We start from the raw sequence: 20,255 nt of genomic DNA, 5'->3' as shown, positions 1-20,255 counted from the left end.
TCCGAACCCGGAAGTTAAGCTTCTCAGCGCCGATGGTACTGCACTCGGGAGGGTGTGGGAGAGTAGGTCGCCGCCGGACAATCGTTTGATGTGGGAAGGGCCTCCTGGATTAGGGGGCCCTTCTCGCGTTTACGGCCCTGTGTTTACAGCCCTTCGTTTACGGCCCTGTGTTTACGGGCCTGTGTTTACGGACCTGCGTGTTTGCTTGGTTGGTGGGGTTTGGTCGGGTTCCGTTCGGGGCGGGGCCCGGTCGGGCTTGTTCGTGCGGGTTTCGGGCGGGTGGGTTTCGGTCGGGCAGACTTTCGGGTGGTTGGTTTGGGGTTCCGGTGGCGGGGCCCCTTTTTTGCGTTTCACGATGACCCGCACAAGGGACCTCAGTGTGTGTTCAGGGTCACCGCGGCGACGACCAGGAGGAAGTACGGCGCCCGAAACAGCTGTCATGCGGCGGGCCGCCTTCGGGGTGGTGGTGGGGGCGTGACCGGCCCGGGCCGCGGCGAGGGTGATCAGTCCGTAGATGGCGCCGCAGCCCAGCACGTGCAACACGCCGAGCACGGTGAGCTGGAGCCCGATCGGCACGCCCCCGCCGGCGTCGATGAACTGCGGCATCAGCGACAGGTACAGCAACACGCCCTTCGGATTGAGCAGGGCGGTGAGCATGCTCTGGCGGACCACCGCGGTGCTCGAGCGGCAGGTCGCCGGGATGCCGGAGGTGGTGGAAGCCCACCGGCTGTTCGGCGATCCCGACTCCCTGCTGCGCGTCGCCGTGGCCGATCTGGCGGCCTACGAGCGGTTCTACTCCGAGGCGCTGTCCGGGCTGCCGGGCGTGGCCCAGCTGACCTCGCACCTCGCCATGAAGGTGATCAAACCCGACACGGGTCTCCCTGTCGGTGGCAGGTGACGTCCGGAGACGTCCGCCTTGGGCTGCCTGGGCTCACTGGACTCCTCGAGCTGCCTGGGCCTACTTGGGCAGCACCAGCAGGGCGTCGCCGACGCCGCGCTCCCTGCCGTCCGACGGGCGGTTGACGACCTTGCCGCCCACGACCATCGCGGTGGACCCGCCGCCGTCCAGGTTGATCGCCTCTGTGGCGCCGAGCCAGCGCATGAATCGCGCCGCCTCGACGAAGTTGGCCCCTACGGTCACGCCGGGCTGCCGCCCGTCGATGGTCGCGAGGATGAGGCTGCCATTGCGGGTGGTGCCGAGCAGGGTGCGCGGGTGGCGACGGAGGATCATGTTCATCGAGTCGTGCCCGTCGCGCTTGGCGGTGATCTTGGTCCGGCCGTTGCGGACGAGGCCCACGCCGCCGGCGATGACATGCAGGTCGGGGGTGAGCTTGAGCGCCCTGCCCTTGCGGATGTCGATGACCTTGGTGTCGACCTTGACCGTCCAGTCCTTCCAGGCGTGCTGGTTCAGCCAGTCGGAGGCGATGCCCGAGCCGTGCAGCACCCGCATCCCGCGAGCCACGGCGGCGCCCGGCGCGCGCACCGCGACGACCTTACCGGCCGGGTCGAGCACCACGTCGGTGCCGCCGTCGGCGGGCGTCTTGGCGCCGAACTCCTCGGTGTAGAGGACCAGCTCGTCGGCCGCGGCGGCGCGGTTGACGCCGTTGACCGGGAGCTTGCCGCCGTCCTGTGAGATCGCGGTGACGGTGGTCTTGAGCTCGGTGACGCGGGCCGTACGGCCTCTGAGCACGACGGCGGAGCGGCCGGGGACGGCCTCGCTGAGCAGCTTGCCGGCGACCACGGAGGCGCCGACCGGCTCGCCCTGCAGTGCCTTGGCCGTGTGGATGTTGAAGAAGCCGCCGTTGACCGCGGCCAGCGCGTTGCCCGGCTTGGCCATCGCGGACACCGTCTCGCGCTTGGCGACGCTGGTGCCGAGGGAGGCCGCGTACGAGCCGCGGAACGCCCTGGCGTCGATCATCACGACCTTGGCGTCCCAGGGGCCGGTCGTCTCCAGGCCGTCGTCGCCCAGGTAGTCGACCTTGGCCTTCAGGCCGGCCTCCTTGAGCTTCTCGGCCGTCTTCTCGGCCTCCTTCTTGTCCTCGAGCTTCCACAGGCCCACCCGGACCATGTAGACGGTCTGCGAGGGAGCGTCGGCGACCTGCGGGCGGACGACCTTCTGCAGGCCGGCGACCTCGCCCGCGGCTTCCACCTCGGCGGCCTTCGCCTCCGCGGTCGCCTGCTGCCCGTAGTCACGGCCGCTCGGCATCAGGACCGTCACGGTGTAGCCGTCGGTGGACTGGCCGGCCCGCACGTTGTAGAGGTCGACCCCGTACGCCACGCTCGTCACCGATGTGGTGGGGACGGCGGGCACGCCCAGGGGGAACTTGGCCGACGGGAACTTCACCGACAGTTGTTCCGCGGCGGCGGGCACGGTGGTGACCGTGAGAGCGGCGGCCAGGGACAGGCCTGCGGCGAGGGTGCGTCGAGACATGAATACTCCAGAGGGCGGACAGCAATCCGCACCATCCTGGCGAGATCATGGTCACGAAGTGAGCGAAACACGCCAAACGGTTGACGAGGTTACAAGATTGACATCGGCTGTGACTGGCAAGGTTGATCAATCATCCACAATGAGTTCATGACGCGCATCAGCCTGTGGTGGCGGCCGCTGACTCCACATGTTCGGGCTGTCCTCAGGGCGGTCCCGATGCTTCAGAGGTCTCACCGAGGGCGGCATGACCCCTACCGGCTCTCCCGGCGGAAGGACTCCAGGGCCAGCAGCGCGACGTGTAGCGACATGCACGACTCGACGTCGTCGAGGTCGGTCTCGAGGATGCGTTCGAGGCGGCGCAGCCGGTCGTAGAAGGCGGGCCGGGACAGGTGGGCCTTCTGCGCGGCGACCGCCTTGTTGCGCCCGGCGTCGAGGTAGACGCGCAGGATCCGGGTGAGGTCGCCGCCGCGCTGCGCGTCGTGCGCCAGCAGCGGCCCGAGCTCGCGCTCGGCGAACGTCTGCACCCTGGCGTCGTCGCGCAGCAGGTGGAGCAGCCCGCGCAGGCGCAGGTCGGGCAGCCGGTAGAAGGGCCTGCCGTCCGGCTGGCGGACCGCGACGTCGGCCACCTGCTCGGCTTCGAGGAAGCTGCGCCGTACGTCCTTGATGGATTCGACCGCCGAGCCCGCGGCCAGGACGAACGCGGCGCCGGGCTTCCACAGGGCGCGGAGCCGGTCGGCGAGCGCGGTCAGCGCGGGTTCGGCGTTGGTGCGGGGCGACAGTGGCAGCAGAACCCCGACGCGGTCCTGGTCGAGCGCGCCGACGAGGGCGGGCAGCCGGGCGTCACGGCAGGCGGCGGCGGTGGCCTCGGCCAGCTCGCCGAGCTGGGCCTGCCCGTCGAGGGCCTGCTCGATGGGGTCGGTGGGGCGGATCACCACGCTGACCAGCCTGCGGCCGGTGAGCGGGACGCCCACGGCGCGGGCGCGGGCGGCGGCCTCGTCGGGGTCGGCGTAGGCGTGGGTCAGGATGCCGGTGATGATCGTGCCGTGCGCCTGGCGTTCGAGTGACTCCTGGTGGCGTTCGAGCAGGCGGCCGAGGGCGAGCGTGGTGGCCGCGCGTTCGGCCAGCACCAGGTCGCGCGGAGAGGGAGGCGCGTCGCAGAGCAGGATCAGCCTGCCCCAGTCCTGGCCGCGCGCGCCGACCGTGGTGACCAGCCAGCCCGACGCGGCGTCGTACGCGGTGCGCTCGGCCGGGGCGACCGCCCTCGACCTGGTCTCCCACCCGGCCAGCAGCACGCCCGTGTCGCGCCCGGCGGACTCGCAGGCCAGCACCTGGTGGGCGAGGTTCTCCAGCAGGACCGGGCGGTTGGACAGCCGGGCCACCTGGGTGAGCACCTTGGCCGGTGACGCGCCCTCGACCGACAGCTCGGTGAACACCTCGTGCAGCTGCTCCGAGGCCCGCAGCTCCTCCAGCTGGATGTCGATGATCCTTGCGTGCACCGACTCGGTGATCTGCACGAACGGCGTCTCGTGGCCCAGCACGATGAGCGGCAGCCCGTGCTCCTCGGCGGTCTTGACGACGGCCCGCGGCAGCTCCTGGACGAACCTGCGCCCCAGCTCGACGATCAGCCCGGAGGCTCCCACGGAGGCGAGCTCGCCGATGTAGGCGGCCAGTTTCGCCGGGTCTTCGGGCAGCGCCACTCCGGTGGTCAGCACCAGTTCGCCGCCGCGGAGCAGGTGGGCGATGTCGGCGATCTCGCCCACGTGCACCCACCGCACCTTCGAGTCCAGCCGGTCGGCGCCCGCGACCACACGCGGGTTTCCCCGGCGGACGGTCTCCAGGGCGAGGACATCGGCGATGGTGGGGAGCACGGGCAGAGCCTATCCGATCAGCCTGTAAGATCGGATATAGGTTGGTTTACACATTGAAGTCAAATCAGCCGCTAAGATCCTCTTCGCGAAACTCCCGGGCCGCCTCCTGCTCGCGAAGCTCCACCCGCCGGATCTTGCCGGAGATCGTCTTGGGCAGCTCGCCGAACTCCAGTCTGCGCACCCTCTTGTACGGGGCGAGGTGGCGCCGCGAGTACTCGAAGATCGACCGTGCGGTCGCCTCGTCGGGCTCGAAACCGGGCGCGAGCGTCACGAAGGCCTTCGGCACCGCCAGTCGCAGCGGGTCGGGCGCGGGCACCACGGCCGCCTCGGCCACGGCGGCATGCTCCAGCAGCACGCTTTCCAGCTCGAACGGCGAGATGCGGTAGTCGGAGGCCTTGAAGACGTCGTCGGTGCGGCCCACGTAGGTGATGTAGCCGTCGGCGTCTCGGGTGGCGACGTCACCCGTGTGGTAGTGGCCATCCTTCATCGCGTCACCGGATCCATCGATGTATCCGGTCATGAGGCCCATGGGGCGATGGTCGAGCGGCAGGCAGATCTCCCCGTCATCGCCGGGCTCGCCGGTGATCGGGTCGAGCAGCACGATGTCGTAGCCGGGCAGCGGCCGGCCCATCGATCCGGGCCTGACAGGCTCGCCCGGCACGTTGCCGATCTGGGCGGTCGTCTCGGTCTGGCCGTAGCCGTCGCGGATCGTGATGCCCCACGCCTTGCCGACCTGGTCGATGATCTCCGGGTTGAGCGGTTCTCCGGCGGCGACGGCCGTGCGAAGAGGGAGTCGCCAGGCCGTCAGGTCCTCCTGGATGAGCATCCGCCACACGGTCGGCGGTGCGCAGAACGTCGTGACGCGCTCGTCGCGCAGCACCTCGAGCAGGGCGCGCGCGGAGAAGCGCTGGTAGTCGTGGATCAGCACGGTCGCGCCCGCGTTCCAGGGGGCGAACACGTTGCTCCACGCGTGCTTGGCCCAGCCGGGGGATGACACGTTGAGGTGCACGTCGCCGGGCCGCAGGCCGATCCAGAACATGGTCGACAGGTGCCCCACCGGATAGGAGGCGTGCGAGTGCTCGACCAGCTTGGGCTGGGAGGTCGTGCCGGAGGTGAAGTAGAGCAGGAGCGGGTCGCCGGCCCGCGTCGGCGCGTCGGGGACGAAGCGCTCGTGGGCCTGGTAGGCCTCGTGGTAGGGCAGCCAGCCGTAGGCGTCGCCGACCGAGATCTTCGTGTATTCGCCGGCGCCGAACCTGCCCGCGTCGGAGGCGTTGGCGATGACGTGCGCGACCCCGCCCCGGTCGATGCGTTCGGCGATGTCCTGGGCGGTCAGCAGCGTGGTGGCCGGGATGACGATCGCGCCCAGTTTCATGGCGGCGAGCAGCGCCTCCCACAGCTCGGCCTGGTTGCCCAGCATGAGCAGGATCCGGTCGCCGCGTCTCACGCCCTGCTCGTGGAGCCAGTTGGCCACCCGGTTGGAGCGGGCGGACAGCTCGGCGAACGTGTAGGAGACCTTTCCGGTGATCTTCAGGGCGACCGCGCCGGGGGTCTCGGCGGCCAGCACGCCGTCGAACCAGTCGAGCGCCCAGTTGAACTCCGCCGGCTCCGGCCACCGGAACTCTCGGCGGGCGGTCTGGTAGTCGGCTCCTAGCAGGAAGTCACGCGCCGCGCGGAAATCGCTCATGAACCGGATCCTGCTACGTCACCAGCCTGGCCTCAAGGCCATCGAGCACGGAGTGGAGGCCGAAGTCGAAGCTCATCTCGCGGGCCAGGCGGGTCGTGACCTCTTGTGCCTCGCACACGCCGGCGATCAGGTCGGGATAATCGCGCACGGCGTGCGCCACCGCCTGCCGGACGCCGTCCTCGTCGATCTCGCCCTCGACCATCGCGGTGTTCCACGCGACCTCGGGGATCACCATGCCGAACACGTAGGCGGTGAGCGTGGCATTGGCGTAGTCGATCTCCAGGCCCTCGAACCCGGCCAGCCGGAAGGCCCTGCGCATGAGGTCGCCGGCCGCGAGCGCGTTGGGACCGAGCGCGGGCGTCCGGCCGACGAGAGAGGTTGCCCAGCTGTGTCGTAGCAGCGACGCGCGCATGTTGTGCGCGAAGGCCGCCGCCGCGTCTCGCCAGCCCACTATCTCGGGATCGGGGACGGTCATCCCGCCCCACACCTCGTCGTAGACCAGCTCCAGCAACTCGTCCTTGTTGGCGACGTACCAGTAGAGGCTCGTCGCGCCCGCGACCAGCTTGGCGCCGAGCTTGCGCATGCTCAGGCCGTCGAGGCCCTCGGCGTCGAGCAGCTCCATCGCGGCGCTCACGATCTCCTCGCGGCTGCGGCCGGGGCTGGTGGCCTTGCGCGGCTCGCGGAGCCAGACGGAGGTGAACTGCTTGCCGGTCATTCTCCCAGGATAAATCCACTCGCACACTGTACGAGTCTCGTCGTACAGTGTGCGAGTGAACTCGAACACTGTACGAGATCCACGGCGCTGGTGGATTCTCGTCGTCCTCTGTCTCTCGCTGCTGGTCCTGGTGGTGGACAACACCGTCCTCATCCTGGCCATCCCGTCGCTGATCACGGACCTGGGCGCGAGCCCGGCCGACATCCAGTGGATCATCGACGCCTACGTGCTGGCCTTCGCCGGCCTGCTGATCACCGCGGGCAGCCTTTCCGACAGGTACGGCCGAAGATTGTTCCTGATCGTCGGACTGGCCTTCTTCGGCGGAGCGTCGCTGCTCGCCGTGCTGGCCGCGGAGCCGTGGCAGGTGATCGGCGCGCGGGCGCTGATGGGCGTCGGCGGGTCGATCATGATGCCCTCGACGCTGTCGATCCTGATGACCGTCTTCGACGACTCCGAACGGCGCAAGGCTATGGCCGCCTGGAGCGCGGTCGCCGTGGTCGGCATGGTCTCCGGCCCGACGCTGGGCGGCTTCCTGCTGCAGCACTACTGGTGGGGCTCGGTCTTCCTGCTGAACATCCCCATCGCGGCGCTCGCGATCGTGGCGGCCGTGGTGCTGATGCCGGAGACCCGCAGCGCCGGGCGGCGGATCGACCCCGTCGGTGTGGTGCTCTCCGTCGTCGGCCTGACCTCGGCCGTCTACGTCATCATCGAACGCGAGTGGAACGTGCTCGGCATCGCGCTCGCCGTCGCCGCCCTCACCGCGTTCGTGGTCTGGGAACGCCGCTCGCCGCACCCGATGCTGCCGCTGCACCTGTTCGCCAACCGCAACTTCAGCGGGGCGTCGTTCTCCATCCTGCTGATGTCGTTCGGCGCGGGCGCCGTGATGCTGATGCTGACCCAGTACCTGCAGTTCGTGCTGGGCTACAAGGAGATGAAGGCGGGCCTGGCGCTGCTGCCCTACGCCGTGGCGGCGGCCGTCTTCAACGGGGTCGGCGCCGGGCTCGGCCAGAAGGTGAGCAACCGGGTGCTGGTCGGGGCGGGCCTGCTGGTCATGGCGGGCGGCTTCGCGGTCATGGCGACCACCACCGGATACGCGCCGCTGGCCGCCGCTCTGGTGATCATGGGGATCGGGGCCGGACTCGCCGGTCCCTCGGCCTACGCCTCGCTGATGGGCGCGATCCCGGTCGAGCACGCTGGTGTCGGCTCGGCGCTCAACGACACCGTGCAGCAGGTCGGCATGGCCCTGAGCATCGCCGTCCTGGGCAGCGTGCTGGCCGGGGTGTTCACCTCGCGGATGCCGGCCGGCGCGCCCGACGCGGCCCGCGAGTCGATCGGCGCCGCGCACGTCGTCGGTCTGCAGGGCCCCGCGAACGAGGCCTTCACCACCGCCATGCACGTCGGTTCCTGGGTGGGGGCCGCGTTCTGCGTGGCCGCCGCGCTGCTCGCGGTGAGCATGCTGCGCCCGGCCGCGCCCGTCGCCCCCGAGCCGGTGGAGGTCTAGCGCCGCGGCTCGCGTATGCTCCTCAGGCTGTCCAGTTTGTGCGTCCGCTCGTCGTGGCCCACCTGTCTGAGCAGGTCGGCCACCGAGCGGTAGCGGCCGTACTCGGCGGCGTAGGTGCCCGGGTCCGGCACGAGGTCGAGCTCCGGGTTCTCCGCCACGAACGTCATGTACTCGTGCTCGGCGTGGTCCTCGAACTCGGCGTTGAGCCGGTAGCTCCAGTCGGGCCGGACCAGGAACAGCATCCACGACACGTGGTAGTAGAAGAACGAGATCAGCCAGGGCGCCGCCTTGTGCAGCAGCCAGGTCTGCCGGTGGCCGTGACGCTGGACGAGGTCCTGCATGATCAGCAGGTGCCACTGCTCGTTGTCCTGGTCGGCGCGGGCCTCCACGATCCGTTCGAAGACTCTCCTGGCCAGTGCGGAGTGCCCGGCATGACGGTGAACGGCCCAGTAGCCCACGCGCTCCCACGCCTGGTAGGGGACACGGGCGATGATCTCCAGCATGGCGAACTTGGTGTAGGAGCCCCGTTTGCCGTACATGATGTCCACGGGCTTGAACATCATCTTGGCCAGCAGGCTGTACTTCATCCGCGGGGTGTCGAGCGTCTGCCGCTGGGCGAGGAGCAACTGGTCGTGGTCGAGCTTCGGCGGGCCGGCGGGGGCTTCGGGGAGCCGGGTGATGGTGACGGTCATGGCCGTTCTCCTCAGGTCGCTTCCTGGTGTGATGACCTGATCGTGCTTTATCGGGCCCCTTCCGGTCGTCGGCCTCCGGTGGGCTTCCGGGGTGCCTCCCGAGGGGTAGCGGCGCCCGGAGGCGTACGCCTGCGGGCGGACGGGAGATCCCCTAGGGGACGAGCCGGGGCTCTTCACGACACGGGCACGTAGAGCTTAATGTCTAGACATATGGTCATTAGGAAGGGGTGGTGTACAACCTGTAAGGTGGATTGTCCGTATAGCGACACATTGGCGATTGGAGCACCGGCCAAAAACCGGGATACTCAAGATATGTCGGACCTCCTCGCGCGCCACCGGGCAGTCATCCCCAACTGGGTGGCCCTCAACTACAACGAGCCCATCGAGATCGTCAGCGGCAAGGGCAACCGCGTCGTCGACGCCGATGGCAAGAGCTATCTGGACTTCTTCGCCGGCATCCTGACCAACATGATCGGTTATGACGTGCCCGAGGTGCGCGAGGCGGTCGAACGGCAGCTCGCCACCGGCGTCGTGCACACCAGCACCGTCTACCTCCTGCGCGGCCAGATCGAGCTGGCCGAGAAGATCGCCAGGCTGTCCGGCATCCCCGACGCCAAGGTCTTCTTCACCAACTCCGGCACCGAGGCCAACGAGACCGCGCTGCTGCTCGCCACCTACGCCCGCAAGAGCGACCAGGTGCTGGCCATGCGGCAGAGCTACCACGGCCGCAGCTTCGGAACCGTCAGCGTCACCTCCAACCGGTCCTGGAAGAACAGCTCGCTCTCCCCGCTGAACGTGCACTTCCTGCACGGCGCCGACCGGCAGCTCGCCCAGTTCAGGGGGCTGTCCGACGCCGACTACATCAAGGTGTGCGTCGACGACCTGCGCCACCTGCTGGCCACCGCCGTGTCGAACGACGTGGCCGCGCTGATCGCCGAGCCGATCCAGGGAGTGGGCGGGTTCACGATGGCCCCCGACGGGCTGTTCGCCGCCTACAAGGAGGTCCTCGACGAGCAGGGCATCCTGTTCATCTCCGACGAGGTGCAGACCGGCTGGGGCCGTACGGGAAGCGCGTTCTTCGGCATCCAGAATCACGGTGTGACGCCCGACATGATGACGTTCGCCAAGGGCCTCGGCAACGGGTTCGCGGTCGGCGGGGTCGTGGCGCGCGGCGACCTGATGGACGCCCTGCCCGCCACGGGGCTGGCCACGTTCGGCGGCAACCCGATCTCCATGGCCGCCGCCAACGCGACCCTCGACTACGTGCTCGACCACGACCTGCAGGCCAACGCCGCCCGGACCGGCAAGATCATCATCGACGGTCTGCGCGAGGCGGCCGAGCGGCTCCCGATCGTCAAGGACGTCCGCGGCAAGGGCCTGATGTTCGCCGTCGAGCTGGGCAGCCCCGCCCAGGCCGGGCGCTTCATGGAGGAGACGAAGAAGGCCGGCCTGCTCGCGGGCAAGGGCGGGCTGTACGGCACGGCCATCCGGATGGCCCCGCCGCTCACCCTGACGGTGGCCGAGGCCACCGAGGGCCTGGGCATCATCGTCAACGCACTCGAAGTCATCAACCGAGAAGTCACCGATCGCGAAGTCAACGACGCAGAGGCAGCGCAGTGAAGTCAGTCAAGCACTGGATCAACGGGACTCTCGTCGACGGCGACGGCCGCACCGGCGAGATCTTCGACCCGGCGACCGGCGAGGTCAGCGGTCACGTCGCGCTGGCCGCCACGGCCGACGTCGACGCGGCCGTGGCCGCCGCCGTCGCGGCCTTCCCCGCCTGGCGCGACGCGTCGCTGGTCAAGCGGGCGCAGGTGCTGTTCCGCTTCCGCGAGCTGATGTACGCCCACCGCGACGAGATGGCCGCGCTGATCTCCTCCGAGCACGGCAAGGTGCACTCCGACGCGCTCGGCGAGGTGACCCGCGGCCTGGAGGTCGTGGAGTTCGCCTGCGGGATCCCGCACCTGCTCAAGGGGGGCTTCTCCGAGGGCGTCTCGACCCGGGTCGACTCCTACTCGATCCGCCAGCCGCTCGGCGTCGTCGCCGGCATCACGCCGTTCAACTTCCCGGCCATGGTGCCGATGTGGATGTACCCGATCGCGATCGCCTGCGGCAACGCGTTCGTCCTCAAGCCGTCGGAGAAGGACCCGTCGGCGTCGCTGCTCATGGCGCGGCTCTGGCAGGAGGCCGGGCTGCCCGACGGCGTGTTCAACGTCGTGCAGGGCGACAAGGTGGCCGTCGACCGGCTGCTGGAGCACCCCGACGTGAGCGGCGTCTCCTTCGTCGGCTCCACCCCCATCGCCAGGTACGTCTACGAGACCGCCACCGCCCACGGCAAGCGCGTGCAGGCGCTGGGCGGAGCCAAGAACCACATGCTCGTGCTGCCCGACGCCGACCTCGACCTGGTCGCCGACTCGGCCGTGTCGGCGGGCTTCGGCTCGGCCGGTGAGCGCTGCATGGCCATCTCGGTCGTGCTGGCCGTGGACCCGATCGGCGACGAGCTGGTCGAGAAGATCGTCGAGCGCGTCGGCAAGCTGGTGATCGGCCCCGGCGACGATCCCAGGTCGGAGATGGGGCCGCTCGTCACCGGGCCCCACCGCGACAAGGTCGCCTCCTACCTCGACCTCGGCGTCGAGGAGGGGGCCAAGCTGGTCGTCGACGGCCGCGAGACCGCCGTGCTCGACGGTGGCACGGCCGCCGACAGGTCCGGCTTCTGGCTCGGCCCGAGCGTGCTCGACCACGTGCCGCCGCGCTCGCGGGTGCACACGGAGGAGATCTTCGGCCCCGTCCTGACGATCGTCCGCGTCGCCTCGTACGAGGAGGGGGTGGAGCTCATCAACGGCGGCGAGTACGGCAACGGCACCGCGATCTTCACCAACGACGGCGGCGCCGCCCGGCGCTTCCAGAACGAGGTCGAGGTCGGCATGGTCGGGATCAACGTGCCGATCCCGGTGCCCATGGCGTTCTACAGCTTCGGCGGCTGGAAGGCCTCGCTCTTCGGTGACACGCACCTGCACGGCACCGAGGGCGTCCACTTCTACACCCGCGGCAAGGTCGTCACGTCCCGCTGGCTCGACCCGTCGCACGGCGGTGTGAACCTCGGCTTCCCCACCAACAGGTAGCCCGTACGACGGAGGGGTGCGCGTTCCGGCCGCGCATCCCTCCGCGATGACGTCCCCCGGTAAGCTCCTGGACAACGGGCAAGGGGGACATCGTTGGATCGCCGAATTCCGGTCGTGGCGCTCGCCGTGACGACTCTGATCGCGGGCACGGGCGCGGCGAGCCCCTCGTCGACGCCGACGCCGACGCCGAAGCCCTCGTCCTCGCCCTCGGCGACTCCGGCGCAGAGCGACGGCACGCTGCAGATTCTCACCTACCGCGGCTACGCCGACTACTCCGGCACCACCTCCGAGTTCGAGAGGGTCACCGGCTGCCGCATCGCCCGCTTCGACACCGTGCAGACCGCCGACGAGATGGCCGCCAAGGTCAACGAGCGCCCCTACGACGTGATCTCCGCGGGCCCCGTCCTCGCCGCCTCGCTGATCGAGGGCAGGCGGGTGCAGCCGATCGACCCGGCCAGGGTGACCGGCTACACCGACCTCAGCAAGCGCTTCCGTGACATGACGACCCAGTCGGGCAAGGTCTACGGCGTGCCCTACCTGTGGGGCTACCACGAGTTCCTCTACGACTCGGCGAAGGTCAAGGACGGCGACGACCTGAGGCGGGTGTTCGACTCCGACGACGTGGCGCTCCAGGACAGTCCGCTGACCATCGCCGACGCCGCGCTCGCCCTCGGCGGTGTCGACGACCCCTACGAGCTGACCACCGAAGAGCTCGACCGGGTGATGCGGTTGCTCCGCAAGCACGACGAGCGCGCCTACTGGAAGAACCCCCTCGACCTGGTCAAGGGCTTCGCGACGGGGTCCCTCGACTACGCGCAGGCCACGCCCTACTATCGCCTGCTGCTGCGGAAGGCCGGCAAGCCGATCAAGGCCGTCGGCGCCCGCGAGACCACCGGCTGGGTCGACTCCTGGATGCTCGGTGCCGGAGTGCCCAACACCGACTGCGCCTACCGCTGGCTGGCCTACACCGCCTCGCCCGCGGTCCAGCGCAACGCGGCGGCCTGGGTCGGGCTCGCTCCGGCCAACCTCAAGGCGTGCACCTCGAAGGCCAAGCGCGTCTGCGACGCCTACGGGGCCGACAAGGCGAGCCGGCTCGACCGCATCGCCTTCGCCGTCCGTCCACCCGGGGGTTGCGCCGCCAATGAACGGGAATGCACTGATTACGCCGCCTGGACCGCACGCTGGCGCGAACTCGTGGGCTGATCGGGGGCGGCCGGCGCAGATGTGATGGAGCCGCGGGCGCACCCGTCCCCCCGCTGGGTGCGACCTGCTGAGACGCCCCGGGCCTTCCCCCGCCCCGGGGCGTCTCGCTGTTTCCGGAGACCCCGGTCCCAAATTTTGACTGAATGACCAGTCAGTGAGTAGGGTCGGGGTATGAGAATCCTCCTGGTCGGGGCCGGCGGAGTCGGCTCCGCAGTCGTCCCCATCGCCGCACGCCGAGATTTCTACGAACACATCGTGGTCGCCGACTCCCAACAGGACCGGGCGGCCCAGGCCGTCGCCGCCGTGGACGACCCACGCTTCAGCGCCATCCGGCTCGACGCCTCCGACCAGGCGCAGGTCGAGGCCGCGCTCCGTGAGCACCGGTGCGACGTGCTGTTCAACGCCGTCGATCCGCGGTTCACCATGCCGCTGTTCGAGGCGGCGCTGGCGGCCGGAGCACACTACCTCGACATGGCGATGTCGCTGTCCAGACCGCACCCGCGCGAGCCGTATGTGAAGACGGGGGTGAAGCTCGGCGACGAGCAGTTCGCGCGCGACGGCGAGTGGCGGGGCGCGGGGCGGCTCGCGCTGGTCGGGATGGGGGTCGAGCCGGGGCTGGCCGACGTGTTCGCCCGCTACGCCGCCGACCACCTGTTCGACAGCATCGACGAGATCGGCGTCAGGGACGGGTCCAACCTGGTCGTCGAGGGTTACGACTTCGCGCCGACGTTCTCGATCTGGACCACGATCGAGGAGTGCCTCAACCCGCCCGTGGTCTGGGAGGACGGCCGGTGGCGCACCACCGAGCCGTTCAGCGAGCCCGAGGTGTTCGACTTCCCGGCCGGCATCGGGCCCGTGGAGTGCGTGAACGTCGAGCATGAGGAGGTCCTGCTGGTCCCCAGGTGGATCCCGGCGCGGCGGGTGACCTTCAAGTACGGGCTCGGCGAGGAGTTCATCGGCGTCCTGAAGACCCTGCGCAAGCTGGGCCTGGACAGCGCGGACAAGATCCGGGTGGGCGGCGCGGAGGTGGCTCCGCGCGATCTGGTGGCCGCGAGCCTGCCCGACCCGGCGACGCTGGGCGAGCGGATGTCCGGCAAGACGTGCGCGGGCACCTGGGTCAAGGGCACCGGCAAGGACGGCTCACCGCGCGAGGTCTACCTCTACCACGTGGTGGACAACGCCTGGTCGATGGCGGAGTACGGCTCGCAGGCAGTGGTCTGGCAGACCGCCATCCACCCGGTCGTGGCGCTGGAGCTGGTCGCGAGCGGCGTCTGGAAGGGCGAGGGCGTGCTCGGCCCGGAGGCGTTCGACGCGGTGCCGTTCCTCGACCTGCTCGAGGAGTACGGCTCGCCGTGGGCGATGCGTGAGGCCGCCTAACGCGCGGGAAAGGCCACCACGGTCGCCAGCGGGGCCGGAGCCAGGGCCTCGGCGCAGTCGCCGCAGGCCAGCACGGCCGAGTGGTCGGGCAGGCGGCCCACGCGGACGCGCGGCCGGGGCCACCTCTTGTGACAGACGACGCAGGCCTCACCCTCGCGTTGCGCCGAGCTCAGATCATCAGGGTCGAACGTCACCATGTCCCGTGCCGTTCCTGTGGGGCTCCAGTTCATCACGCTCCCTGTGGTGATCGCTCACCTGATTACCGGATCCGTTATAACCCTGACCGTCCCCCTGGTCGTCTAGCTCCGCGTCAAGCCAGAGTGAATTCTCTACCCGCTCAGCACGCCTTACACCAACAAAATCGGGCATCCAGCAACAAGCTGGATGCCCGATTCGTATGGTTTTCTATAGGGCAGCGAATGCCTTCTCCAGGATCCCGAGGCCCTCCTCAAGGAGGTTCTCGGGGATCACCAGCGGCGGCAGGAAGCGCAGCACGTTGCCGTACGTGCCCGCGGTGAGCACGAGCAGCCCCTCCGCGTGGCAGCGCCTGGCGACCTCGGCCACGGCGGCCGGGTCGGGCTCCTTGGTGCCCGGCTTGACCACCTCGATCGCGATCATCGCGCCGCGCCCGCGCACGTCGCCGATCACGTCGAACCGCTCGCGCATCGACTCCAGCCGGGGCAGCATGATCTCGCCGATGCGCCTGGCCTTGGCGACAAGGTCGTCCTCGGCGATGGTCTCCAGCACGCCCAGCGCCGCCTCGCAGGCCAGCGGGTTGCCGCCGTAGGTGCCGCCGAGGCCGCCCGCGTGCACCTTGTCCATGAGCTCGGCGCGGCCCGTGACCGCGGCCAGCGGCAGGCCGCCCGCGATGCCCTTGGCGGTGCAGATGATGTCGGGCACGATGCCCTCGTCCTCACAGGCGAACAGGTCGCCGGTGCGGGCGAAGCCGGTCTGCACCTCGTCGGCGACGAACACGATGCCGTTCGCGCGGCAGAACTCGGCGATCCGCGGCAGGAAGCCCTTGGCGGGCTCGATGAAGCCGCCCTCGCCCGCGATCGGCTCGATCACCACGGCGGCCACGTTCTCGGCGCCGATCTGCTTGGTGATCACGTCGATGGCCTGGGCCGCGGCCTCCTCGGCGCAGTTGTCGGGGCCCGTCGGCCAGCGGAAGGGGTAGGCCAGCGGCACCCGGTAGACCTCGGGCGCGAACGGGCCGAAGCGGTGCTTGTACGGCATGTTCTTGGCCGTCAGCGTCATCGTCAGCAGCGTGCGGCCGTGGTAGCCGTGGTCGAACACCACGACGCCCTGCCGCCCGGTGGCGTGCCTGGCGATCTTGACGGCGTTCTCCACGGCCTCGGCGCCGCTGTTGACCAGGAAGGTGCGCTTGTCATGGTCGCCGGGGGTCAGCTCGTTGAGCTTCTCGCACACCTGAACGTACGACTCGTAGGGGGTGACCATGAAACACGTGTGGGTGAAGTCGGCGACCTGACGCTGGACCCGCTCCACGACCTTGGGCGCGGCGTTGCCGACGTTGGTGACGGCGATCCCGGAGCCGAAGTCGATCAGCGAGTTGCCGTCGGCGTCCTCGACGACGCCGCCGCCGGCGCGCGTCACGAAGACCGGCAGGGTGGTGCCGATGCCCGTGGGGACGGCTGCCTGCTTGCGGGCCAGCAGCTCCTGTGACTTCGGGCCGGGGATCGCGGTGACGAGACGACGCTCCTGGGGAATGCTCATGTGTTCGACGGTACGGCCCGCCGTGACCTGCGCCGATACGTCGATATGGCACACTGGTGGTGCTTCCCTTTGCCAGAATGGACAACTTTCGCGTATGGCGCCTTCACTGCGGGTCGTGGTGCGCCGGATGGGGCTGCGGCCCCTTGCCGGGACACTCGACTCGGCCGTCCGCTGGGTGGCGGTGAGCGAGCTCGAGGACCCCACTCCCTTCCTCGAAGGGGGCGAGCTGCTGCTGACCACGGGGATGCGGCTAGAGCATGACTTTTCCGACTATGTCGCCCGGCTGGTGGCGCGAGGAGTGGCCGGGCTGGGCTTCGCCGTCGGGCTGACCCACGAAGACGTGCCCGCCGAGCTGGTGGAGGCCGCGTCCCGGGCCGGGCTCCCGCTGCTGGAGGTGCCGCGGGAGACGCCGTTCATCGCGATCGGCAAGACGGTCAGCGAGCTGCTGGCCGCCGAGCAGTACGACGAGATAGCGCGGGCCTTCGCGGCGCAGGGCCGGCTGACCCGGGCGGCGCTGCGGCCGGAGGGGATGCACGCGGTCGTCGACCGGCTGGCCAAGGAGGTCGGCGGCTGGGCGGCGTTGCTCGACGAGGCTGGCGAGGTGCGTCACGCCACCCCCGGAGCCCGCGTCGCGGCGGTCGCGCCCGAGCTGAGCCGCCTGCGCGGCGGCCACGCCCCCGGCGAGTCCGGCGCCCCGGAGCAGGAGGTGTCCCGGCAGGGGCCGCGCGGTGGGAGCCGGGCCGGCGCCGGCAGGTCCCCGGCGGGTACGGGCAGGGCCGGTCAGGTGTCCGCGGGGAGGCTACCGGCCAGTCTGGCGATCTCCGGGCCCGGCGGGCAGATCATCGTGCAGCCACTCGGCGGCGGGGCACGGCCGCGCGGGTTCTTCGCCGTGGGCGCGGCGCACGCCTTCTCACCCGTCAGCCACACGGTGATCAACGCGGCGGGCTCCCTCCTCACCCTGGCGCTGGAGCAGGGCGGCGCCCAGCGCGAGGGCGAGCGCCGGGTGCGCTCCGCCGTGCTCGCGCTACTGCTCGGCGGCGAGACCGAGCGGGCACGTGAGGTGCTGGAGACGCTCGGCGCGCGGACGCCCGAGGAGCCGCTGGTCGTGCTGGCCGCCGGCGGCGAGGCGCTCGACGCGCTGGAGCCGCACGCGTTCGCCGCCCGCCTCGGCGAGGAGGGCCCGGCCGTGGCGCTGGTGACCGAGGAGACGGCCGAGAAGGTGGCCGCGCAGGCCGGCGGGTCCGTGGGGATGAGCGCGCCGTGCGCCTACAGCGACCTGCGCGGCGGCCTCGACCAGGCGCGACGGGCGCTGCAGGCCGGTCGCGGCGGGGTCGTGCGGTTCGCCGAGCTGGCCGGGCAGGGGGTGCTCAAGCTGCTCGACCCGGCCGCGGCGCAGGCGTTCGGGGCCGCGCTGCTCGCCCCGCTCGTGCGTTACGGCTCGCGAGCCGACCTGGTCGACTCGCTCCGCGCCTACCTCGACAGCAACGGTCACTGGGACGCGGCCGCCCAGCGGCTCGGCATCCACCGCCACACCCTGCGCTACCGGATGAAGCGGGTGGCCGAGCTGCTCGGCCGGGACCTCGACGATCCCGGCGTGCGGGCCGAGCTGTGGATCGCGCTGGCCGCGACGGCTTCCGCTACTTCTGCACCAGAAAGCAGCAGATCGTCGCCGTCGTGACCACTTCGTAGGTGCGGCCGTCGCGCAGGTGCCCCCCGCGCTCCAGGCTGATCGCGCCCTGCGCCGCGGCCCACAGCGCGTCGGCGATCTTGCGTGGCTGGGTGGCGACGAGGTAGCCGGTGGAAATGCAGTCGGCGATGGCCCGGTCGAGGAGGTTGAGCGCCGCGCGGGCGAGGGTCCGGGCCCGCTCGCTGGGTTCGAAGCCGGGGATCGCCCGCTCGAACATGAGGCTGTAGTAGCCGGGCTCGGCCAGGCAGGCGTGCCGGTAGGCGGGGCCGAGCGCGGTCAGGTACTCGAGAGGGTCGCCGCGGTGCGGCACGGCCTCCAGGAAGCGCCGGAACCGCTCGAACCCCTCCAGATAGAGGGCCTCGGCGAGCCCCTCTCTGTTGCCGAACATCGTGTAGATGACGGTCGTGGTGCAGCCGGCCTCGGTGGCGATCCTGCGCATGGTCAGGCTCTCGGGCCCGTCGGAGACCAGGAGGTTCACCGCGACGTCGAGCAGCCGGGAACGCAGCTCGTCATGGCTGGCGCGTTCGCCCAACAGGTAGGCGCCTTGAAGCCCGAGCGGCGCCGAGGAGGTCATGGGCCCACGCCTTTCTGCTCGTGGGCCCACCGCGCTGGGGAACCCGCACCCGAGACTTAGCCATGGCGGAGATTCTTCAAACCGCCCTGCATGGTAAACATCCCGAATTAGGTCTACTTCCGTTACATAGCGGGTATACAAGAGGGCTTGTACTTATCGGTGAGCCCTGCCGGGACACTTGTGCAACGTGGTGTAAATCCCCGGTCTCCACCGTCGCATAACGTCATGGCATGGACGTGCGCACCTTCTGGCTAGCAGGACGCCCCGCCACCGGGGACACCGAGCTCACCGTGACCAACCCCCATGACGGTCGCGAGGTCGGCCGCTACTCAGTTCCCACCGAGGCCCAGGTCGAAGAGGCCGTCGCCGCGGCCCACGCGGTGACCCGGCAGGCCGCCGCGCTGCCCGTGCATGTGCGCGCCGAGGCGCTCGCCCACGTCTCGCGCCGCCTGGCGGAGCGGACCGACGAGATCGCCCACCTGATCTCGCGCGAGAACGGCAAGCCGATCTTCTGGGCCCGGGGCGAGGTCGGCCGGGCCGTCGCCACCTTCCGCTTCGCCGCCGAGGAGACCCGCCGCTGGTCGGGCGACGTGCAGCGGCTCGACACCGAGCCCGCCGCGGCCGGTCGCCTGGCCTACGTGTCGCGCGTCCCCCACGGCCCGGTGCTGGCCATCACGCCGTTCAACTTCCCGCTCAACCTGGTCGCCCACAAGGTCGCCCCCGCCATCGCCGTCGGCGCCCCCGTGATCGTCAAGCCCGCCCCGGCCACCCCGCTCTCCGCGCTCCTCCTCGGCGAGATCCTGGCCGAGACCGATCTGCCCGCCGGGATGTTCTCGGTGCTGCCGGTCGAGAACGAGCGGGCCGCCGGCCTGGTCCAGGACCCCCGGCTGCCCGTCGTCTCGTTCACCGGCTCGGCGCCCGTCGGCTACGCGATCGCCGACCAGGTCCCGCGCAAGCACGTGACCCTGGAGCTCGGCGGCAACGCCGCGGCCGTCGTCCTGGCCGACGCCGACCTCGACTGGGCCGCCTCCCGCGTCGCGCTGTTCTCCAACTACCAGGCGGGCCAGAGCTGCATCGCCGTACAGCGGGTGATCGTCGAGGAGCCGGTCTACGACGCGTTCGCCGAGCGGCTGCTGTCCGCCGTCGGCGCGCTCGTCACCGGCGACCCCGCCGACGAGAAGACCCAGGTCGGCCCGCTGGTGTCCGTCGCCGCGGCCGAGCGGGTCGAGCAGTGGGTGAAGGAGGCCGTCTCGGCCGGCGCGAGCGTGCTCGCCGGAGGCACCCGCGACGGCGCCACCGTCGCCCCCACCGTCCTCGCCGACGTGCCGGCGGACGCCAAGCTCTCCTGCGAGGAGGTCTTCGGCCCCGTCATGATCCTCCAGCGGGTGTCCTCGATCGACGAGGCGTACGCGATGGTCAACGACTCGAAGTACGGGCTGCAGGCCGGGGTGTTCACCCGCTCGCTGGACGCCGCCTTCCGGGCCAACCGGGAGCTGGAGGTAGGCGGCGTGATCATCGGCGACGTGCCCTCCTACCGGGCCGACCAGATGCCGTACGGCGGCGTCAAGGACTCGGGCGTGGGCCGCGAGGGGCTCAACTCCGCCATGCGCGACTACACCTACGAGAAGGTCATGGTGCTGACGGGGCTGATGCTCTGACCGGCGGCG

The 20,255-nt window shown here is 70.3% G+C and carries 17 protein-coding genes and 1 rRNA gene; 9 read left to right on the top strand and 9 right to left on the bottom strand.

The features are described 5' to 3' along the window. Positions 1-79 (top strand): 5S ribosomal RNA (gene rrf / locus AB0C16_RS20970); the annotation flags it as partial. A 92-nt stretch (positions 80-171) separates the two neighbouring features. Here rrf and AB0C16_RS20965 read toward each other — a convergent pair. Beyond that, positions 172-657 carry a hypothetical protein gene (locus AB0C16_RS20965; protein WP_357685250.1) on the bottom strand — a complete coding sequence of 162 codons (486 nt, stop codon included), beginning with the start codon at positions 655-657 and terminating at the stop codon, positions 172-174. Between AB0C16_RS20965 and AB0C16_RS20960 the strand changes: the two genes are divergently transcribed. Further along, entirely contained in the window at positions 656-898 is a 243-nt protein-coding gene (locus AB0C16_RS20960; protein WP_357685248.1) for an Lrp/AsnC ligand binding domain-containing protein, read from the top strand. The two genes, AB0C16_RS20965 and AB0C16_RS20960, sit on opposite strands and share 2 nt — an antisense overlap. 60 nt (positions 899-958) lie before the next feature. Here the strand turns inward: AB0C16_RS20960 and AB0C16_RS20955 are convergent, their stop codons facing one another. The 4 genes from AB0C16_RS20955 to AB0C16_RS20940 all read right to left on the bottom strand — a co-directional run bounded on the left by AB0C16_RS20955 (position 959) and on the right by AB0C16_RS20940 (position 6,698). Continuing rightward, the gene (locus AB0C16_RS20955) at positions 959-2,431 is read right to left on the bottom strand and encodes a phosphodiester glycosidase family protein (protein ID WP_357685246.1); all 1,473 of its coding nucleotides are present in this window, start codon (positions 2,429-2,431) and stop codon (positions 959-961) included. Positions 2,432-2,682: 251 nt separating this feature from the next. Then, positions 2,683-4,299 (bottom strand): PucR family transcriptional regulator ligand-binding domain-containing protein, encoded by a 1,617-nt coding sequence (locus AB0C16_RS20950; RefSeq protein ID WP_357685244.1) that lies wholly within the window; start codon positions 4,297-4,299, stop codon positions 2,683-2,685. A 64-nt stretch (positions 4,300-4,363) separates the two neighbouring features. Continuing rightward, positions 4,364-5,983, bottom strand: a complete 1,620-nt coding sequence (locus tag AB0C16_RS20945) for an AMP-binding protein (RefSeq protein ID WP_357685242.1) — start codon at positions 5,981-5,983, stop codon at positions 4,364-4,366. Between the two features lie 13 nt (positions 5,984-5,996). After that, on the bottom strand, positions 5,997-6,698 hold the full coding sequence (locus AB0C16_RS20940; RefSeq protein WP_357685240.1) for a TetR/AcrR family transcriptional regulator: 702 nt from the start codon (positions 6,696-6,698) through the stop codon (positions 5,997-5,999). A 55-nt stretch (positions 6,699-6,753) separates the two neighbouring features. Between AB0C16_RS20940 and AB0C16_RS20935 the strand changes: the two genes are divergently transcribed. Continuing rightward, positions 6,754-8,199, top strand: coding sequence for an MFS transporter (locus AB0C16_RS20935; protein ID WP_357685238.1), 1,446 nt, complete (start codon positions 6,754-6,756; stop codon positions 8,197-8,199). Here AB0C16_RS20935 and AB0C16_RS20930 read toward each other — a convergent pair. Next, complete coding sequence (locus tag AB0C16_RS20930; RefSeq protein ID WP_357685236.1) at positions 8,196-8,891, bottom strand: alternative oxidase; 696 nt, start codon at positions 8,889-8,891, stop codon at positions 8,196-8,198. The genes AB0C16_RS20935 and AB0C16_RS20930 overlap by 4 nt on opposite strands. A gap of 312 nt (positions 8,892-9,203) precedes the next feature. Between AB0C16_RS20930 and AB0C16_RS20925 the strand changes: the two genes are divergently transcribed. The 4 genes from AB0C16_RS20925 to AB0C16_RS20910 all read left to right on the top strand — a co-directional run bounded on the left by AB0C16_RS20925 (position 9,204) and on the right by AB0C16_RS20910 (position 14,593). Further along, complete coding sequence (locus AB0C16_RS20925; protein ID WP_357685234.1) at positions 9,204-10,511, top strand: aspartate aminotransferase family protein; 1,308 nt, start codon at positions 9,204-9,206, stop codon at positions 10,509-10,511. Further along, on the top strand, positions 10,508-12,013 hold the full coding sequence (locus AB0C16_RS20920; protein ID WP_357685232.1) for a CoA-acylating methylmalonate-semialdehyde dehydrogenase: 1,506 nt from the start codon (positions 10,508-10,510) through the stop codon (positions 12,011-12,013). Before AB0C16_RS20925 ends, AB0C16_RS20920 begins: the two co-directional genes overlap by 4 nt. Positions 12,014-12,106: 93 nt before the next feature. Beyond that, positions 12,107-13,216, top strand: a complete 1,110-nt coding sequence (locus AB0C16_RS20915; RefSeq protein ID WP_357685230.1) for an extracellular solute-binding protein — start codon at positions 12,107-12,109, stop codon at positions 13,214-13,216. Positions 13,217-13,387: 171 nt separating this feature from the next. Further along, positions 13,388-14,593, top strand: coding sequence for a saccharopine dehydrogenase C-terminal domain-containing protein (locus AB0C16_RS20910; RefSeq protein WP_357685228.1), 1,206 nt, complete (start codon positions 13,388-13,390; stop codon positions 14,591-14,593). On the opposite strand, the gene AB0C16_RS20905 is transcribed toward AB0C16_RS20910, so the two are convergent. Beyond that, on the bottom strand, positions 14,590-14,823 hold the full coding sequence (locus tag AB0C16_RS20905) for a hypothetical protein (RefSeq protein WP_357685226.1): 234 nt from the start codon (positions 14,821-14,823) through the stop codon (positions 14,590-14,592). The two genes, AB0C16_RS20910 and AB0C16_RS20905, sit on opposite strands and share 4 nt — an antisense overlap. Before the next feature lie 175 nt (positions 14,824-14,998). Then, positions 14,999-16,327, bottom strand: a complete 1,329-nt coding sequence (gabT, locus tag AB0C16_RS20900) for a 4-aminobutyrate--2-oxoglutarate transaminase (RefSeq protein ID WP_357685225.1) — start codon at positions 16,325-16,327, stop codon at positions 14,999-15,001. Between the two features lie 94 nt (positions 16,328-16,421). Here gabT and AB0C16_RS20895 point away from each other — a divergent pair, with 94 nt between their 5' ends. Further along, positions 16,422-18,005, top strand: a complete 1,584-nt coding sequence (locus tag AB0C16_RS20895) for a PucR family transcriptional regulator ligand-binding domain-containing protein (RefSeq protein ID WP_357685223.1) — start codon at positions 16,422-16,424, stop codon at positions 18,003-18,005. On the opposite strand, the gene AB0C16_RS20890 is transcribed toward AB0C16_RS20895, so the two are convergent. Further along, the gene (locus AB0C16_RS20890; RefSeq protein WP_357685221.1) at positions 17,965-18,588 is read right to left on the bottom strand and encodes a TetR/AcrR family transcriptional regulator; all 624 of its coding nucleotides are present in this window, start codon (positions 18,586-18,588) and stop codon (positions 17,965-17,967) included. The genes AB0C16_RS20895 and AB0C16_RS20890 overlap by 41 nt on opposite strands. A 230-nt stretch (positions 18,589-18,818) precedes the next feature. Here AB0C16_RS20890 and AB0C16_RS20885 point away from each other — a divergent pair, with 230 nt between their 5' ends. Beyond that, the gene (locus tag AB0C16_RS20885; RefSeq protein WP_357685219.1) at positions 18,819-20,246 is read left to right on the top strand and encodes an aldehyde dehydrogenase family protein; all 1,428 of its coding nucleotides are present in this window, start codon (positions 18,819-18,821) and stop codon (positions 20,244-20,246) included. The last annotated feature ends 9 nt before the right edge of the window (positions 20,247-20,255 follow it).

It is taken from the genome of Nonomuraea sp. NPDC048916, assembly GCF_040649575.1.
Taxonomy (GTDB): Bacteria; Actinomycetota; Actinomycetes; order Streptosporangiales; family Streptosporangiaceae; genus Nonomuraea.
Note: the sequence above shows the minus strand (reverse complement) of the source record. Positions and strands in the feature narration are given on the sequence as shown.